Annotated in this window: 3 protein-coding genes; 1 reads left to right on the top strand and 2 read right to left on the bottom strand. The window is 34.6% G+C overall.

The genetic code is table 11. From position 1 onward, the window contains the following. Nucleotides 1-284: 284 nt before the first annotated feature. Together Q0951_RS16985 and Q0951_RS16980 are read right to left on the bottom strand one after the other, a co-directional pair. A complete protein-coding gene (locus Q0951_RS16985; protein ID WP_299339520.1) occupies nt 285-512 on the bottom strand; it encodes a (4Fe-4S)-binding protein in 228 nt (75 codons plus the stop codon). Between the two features lie 140 nt (nt 513-652). Continuing rightward, on the bottom strand, nt 653-2,245 hold the full coding sequence (locus Q0951_RS16980; RefSeq protein WP_299339518.1) for a peptide chain release factor 3: 1,593 nt from the start codon (nt 2,243-2,245) through the stop codon (nt 653-655). A 543-nt stretch (nt 2,246-2,788) separates the two neighbouring features. On the opposite strand from Q0951_RS16980, the gene Q0951_RS16975 reads away from it, so the two are divergent. Further along, on the top strand, nt 2,789-4,836 hold a 2,048-nt coding region (locus Q0951_RS16975), incomplete at its 3' end, for a hypothetical protein (RefSeq protein WP_299339517.1).

Genomic DNA, 4,836 nt, shown 5'->3' with positions numbered 1-4,836 from the left:
GTAATGAATTTGATGTTGCTCGAAATGTTTAATCGAGCAACCTCCAATGCCACTAAATTTTGGACCGACAGGTCAGGACTAATCATAAAAAAAAGCCTTTAGAATTATAACATCTTAAAGGCTTTTTTATTGAAATTAATGTAGGGTAGTTAAGCATGATTCTTTATTTCGGTATGCTTAGTAGACCGATATGAGTTCTGTTAAGCTACTTTAGCGAGCCTTACTCTTTGCATATATTTCTTCTTCAGAAAACTATACAACAATTTCAATAACACAACAATCATTTATGCAACTTCTTGATTGACGTGAAACTGTAAAGCTCCTGACGGACACTTTTTTACTTGCTTAATAATTTTTTTAGTAGACGCTCCATCAAGGTCTATCCATGGAATTACTGACTGACGGAAAACATTTGAAAGTTCTTTAGCACAACGCTCTGCGTTAATGCATTGACACGGATTGTAGGTAACAGTAATATCGCTATTACTGAAAACATTGGGATTAGTTTTCATTGTAGATCAATTTTGGGGTTTGAATCTATTCTAAATGTAAATAACTAAAACGTTTTCGTTTGTTAATTATCGATTAAATGTATTAAATTACCGATAAAAAACAAACTTTTTCGTAATTATTAGATGAATGACACTAATTTTTAGTAGTCAAATTCTGATGTGAAATGAAATGTAATACTTGGGTATTTCTGTTGTGTCATTTGTAATGAAAACGCCGAATCAGCTAAAAAAACTAGCTGTCCACGTTTATCTTTTGCCAGAAAACGCTGCTTCACTCTCAGGAAATCTTTATACTCTTCGCTTTTGACATCATCAGTTTCGATCCAACAGGCTTTATGCACATTGAGGTTTTCATAAGTACATTTTGCACCATATTCATGTTCTAAACGGTATTGAATAACTTCATATTGAAGCGCACCAACTGTACCTATAACTTTTCGTCCGTTGAGCTCTAATGTAAATAATTGAGCAACACCTTCATCCATCAATTGATCAATACCTTTGTAGAGCTGTTTCGATTTTAAAGGATCTGCGTTATTAATGTATCTGAAATGTTCTGGTGAAAAACTTGGAATTCCTTTATAATTGAGAATTTCACCTTCAGTAAGTGTATCTCCGATTTTAAAATTTCCAGTATCCTGTAAACCAACAATATCACCTGGATAGGAAATATCTACAATTTCTTTCTTTTCAGCAAAAAAGGCATTCGGACTAGAGAATTTTAGTTTTTTGTTGTGCCTTACATGAAGATAAGGTGTATTTCTTTTAAATTCTCCAGACACAATTTTTATAAAGGCCAAACGGTTTCTATGATTAGGATCCATATTGGCATGAATTTTAAATACAAATCCGCTAAATTTATCTTCATCTGGATTTACTAAACGCTCTTCACTGTTTTTTGGTCTTGGTTTTGGTGCAATATCAACAAAGCAATCTAAAAGCTCACGAACTCCAAAATTATTTAAAGCAGAACCAAAGAATACAGGCTGCAATTGACCATTTAAATAATCATCTTTATCAAATTGCGGATAGATACCATCTACAAGTTCGATTTCTTCTCTCAACGTTTCAGCAGCTTTTTCACCGACGAGCTGATCTAATTCTGAAGACGACAAATCTGTAATTTCAACTGTTTCTTCAATATCTTTTCTGCTGTCGCCACTAAACAGATTGACATTTTTTTCCCATATATTGTAAATCCCCTTAAAATCATATCCCATTCCAATTGGAAAACTCAAAGGCACAACTTTTAAACCTAATTTTTGCTCAATTTCATCCAACAAATCAAATGCATCTTTACCCTCACGATCCATTTTATTGATAAAAACAATCATTGGAATATTTCGCATTCTACAAACTTCAACAAGCTTTTCCGTTTGCTCCTCAACACCTTTTGCAACGTCAATAACTACAATAACACTATCTACGGCAGTGAGTGTTCTGAAGGTGTCTTCAGCAAAATCCTTATGACCTGGTGTATCAAGAATATTGATTTTGATACCATCATATTCAAATGCCAATACCGAGGTGGCCACAGAAATCCCTCTTTGGCGCTCAATCTCCATAAAGTCACTGGTTGCACCTTTCTTGATTTTGTTACTTTTTACGGCTCCAGCTTCCTGAATAGCACCACCAAATAACAGTAATTTTTCTGTTAATGTAGTTTTACCAGCATCTGGATGTGAAATAATTCCGAAGGTTCGGCGTCTATTGATTTCCTCTTTAAAAGTCATAATCTTTTTTAGTAGCTGCAAATATAATTGTATTAAATTATTTAAAATCAAAAACCGAGTACATATTTCTTTCGTACATGTCTCTTAGAAATAAGTTTTTTTATTAAAGTGATTTTAGATATGTTGACTGTGTCAAAGAAATGTAGGATAAGTATTATAAAAAATTATCACATTGTTTTTATTCTCATATGCAATAACATATGTTAATTCTAAACATAAAATAAATTAGAAAATATTTTGAATTAAAGAAAAATAGTCTAAATTTGCTTTTCATCGATTATTTTATGCACTTAATCGATAAAATATTTGTTAAATAAACTATATTAATTTAAAAAATTAGTATTATTTTTGAATTGAAGATTAATAGCACCATCATTTTGTATCATCTCCCTAATACAATTGACCTATACTCACGTTAGTGGGTAAGGTTTTTTTTTGTTTATAGTCTTAGGTAATCATTGTATCAAAAATGAGTGTTAATAGTCTAAAGTATTAGAATAATTAAACATTATATAGATATAAATAATTTTACCTTAAGATAATATGAAAATCTTTACTCGATTCTCGTTTACAAACGTTTCATGGGTAGCCAGAGCTATACTCTTTACTGCCATTTTATTTTCTTGGAACGGTAATTCTCAAAACTTATTAACTAATCCTGGTCTTGATGTTACAGCAGCCGATTGTTCTGGTTTTGATGCATTAAGAAATCAGGAACCAGATGGGTGGATAAAAACCAATACACCAGACCGGTCAACTGAAGTAGAGCGTTCATGGGATAGCTTTTATGCGCCATCTAGTAACCCTTCTCCAGAAGGAGGTTGTTACTTTGGTTTTCGTGCATTAGGTGGAGCGCCAGAAGGAATTGGACAAAATGTCACATTAGTAGGAGGCGAAACCTATAGTTTTTCTTTCGATTACTTAATTCAAACACGACAAGATGGATCAACTTCACCATGTACTCCTGAATTACAGGTGAGACTTAACGGAACAACATTTTTAACGTTTCCTCCACCTCCTGTAGAAGATGTTTGGACTCGACCAACAGCAACATTTGTTGCACCATCAAGTGGTACATTTTTATTGGAGTTCTTTTCAGGTGGTTCTTGTGCAAGAACATGGAACTTTGTGGATAGTTTGAATTTATCATTAGTTTGTGAGGTTACAAATATCGTGTCTTCAAACGAATCAACTTGTAATGATAATGGTACAGCTGCTGATATTAGTGATGATACATTTACTGCTGATATATCAGTAATATTCGCTAATCCACCAGCTACAGGAACATTAGATTTAACTGGAGACGGCACAGCATCTGTAGCTGTTGGAAGTTTAGATGCTCCTACTTTTCATACATTTACTGGTGTTGTTTTACCTGCAAATGGTAGTCCAATATCATTGACAGCTGCCTTTTCAGACGATGCTGCATGTACATTAACTAATGCTTCTGTAGTAAACGCACCGTTTGAGTGTAGTGATGACGAATGTCCGGATATTATTCCTCCGGGAAGTCCAACTGCACCTGTGGTAACAGGAGATGTGACTTTTGATATCACTAATCCTCTGGGAAATGCTTCATCTAAAACATTTAACTCAATTGCGATTGCAGGTGAACCAAATCCTTTTACAGATTTATTGGTGCCAGATAATGTATCCTATTCATATACAAACCCAACTGCTACTAATCAAAGAATGATTGAAAATGGAGTTAATGGTGCATCAATTACTGATGGTCCTGCCATTTTTGATCCTGAATTAATCGCTGCTAATACTGATAGAAACCTGAATCACTATTTCAGAAATGATGGAAATATTACCGATACAGATTTTGTCAACTTTGAATTCAATTATGATATTAATGCAGCTTCAAATAGATATGTAATAATTACAGAACGTGGTGGAAATAATACTATGGAAGTTCAAGCCATTGATGCCACAGGTAATGTGATAGGTACTGCAAGACCAATTAACAGAGTGGATGGTGCAGATGGACCAACGACTTACATAGGTACTGGAGTAAATAATAATAATGGTCAGGAAGTTTTTGCTACTATTTATCCTTTAACAGCTTTTGTTGGGCCAAATGTTCCAATTAATGGAGTTAGATTGACCCAAACTGGAGCTTCAACAGCTTCAAGTGTTGGTGATGGAGGAGATGGAAAAGTGTTTATTGTATACGATCCTTTCTTCTTAACACCACCTCCTACCATTGATCTATCTACAACAACAACACAACCGACATGTCCTACCAATGAAGGTAATATTACAATTATTGCGACAAGTAATGGAGGAGGTGCATTAGAGTACAGCGTTAACGGACTGGCTGGTCCATGGGTTTCTACCAATAGTTTTGATCTGGTACCTGGAACTTATACAGTTGCTGTTAGATATCAAGGATCACCTTCATGTTTAAATTTATCTCCAGATACAGTAACTCTTACCGCTGCCGTATGTGCAACAATAACTGCAGAGAATGACGATTTCAGTGGAACACCAATCGATTCTGCTGCAGGTGGAACAACCGCAAGTGTTTTTGCAGATAACGGAAATGGTGTAGACGACGCAGATGGCTCACCAGCCTCAGACGCAAA

Source organism: uncultured Psychroserpens sp., from assembly GCF_947501425.1.
In the GTDB taxonomy this organism is placed as follows: domain Bacteria; phylum Bacteroidota; class Bacteroidia; order Flavobacteriales; family Flavobacteriaceae; genus Psychroserpens.
The sequence above is the reverse complement of the archived record's forward strand: the minus strand, read 5'-3'. Positions and strand labels throughout refer to the sequence as shown.

Coding starts and splice junctions, on each gene's coding strand:
- Q0951_RS16985 (WP_299339520.1), bottom strand. CDS start 512: ATGAAAACTAATCCCAATGTTTTCAGTAATAGCGATATTACTGTTACC.
- Q0951_RS16980 (WP_299339518.1), bottom strand. CDS start 2,245: ATGACTTTTAAAGAGGAAATCAATAGACGCCGAACCTTCGGAATTATT.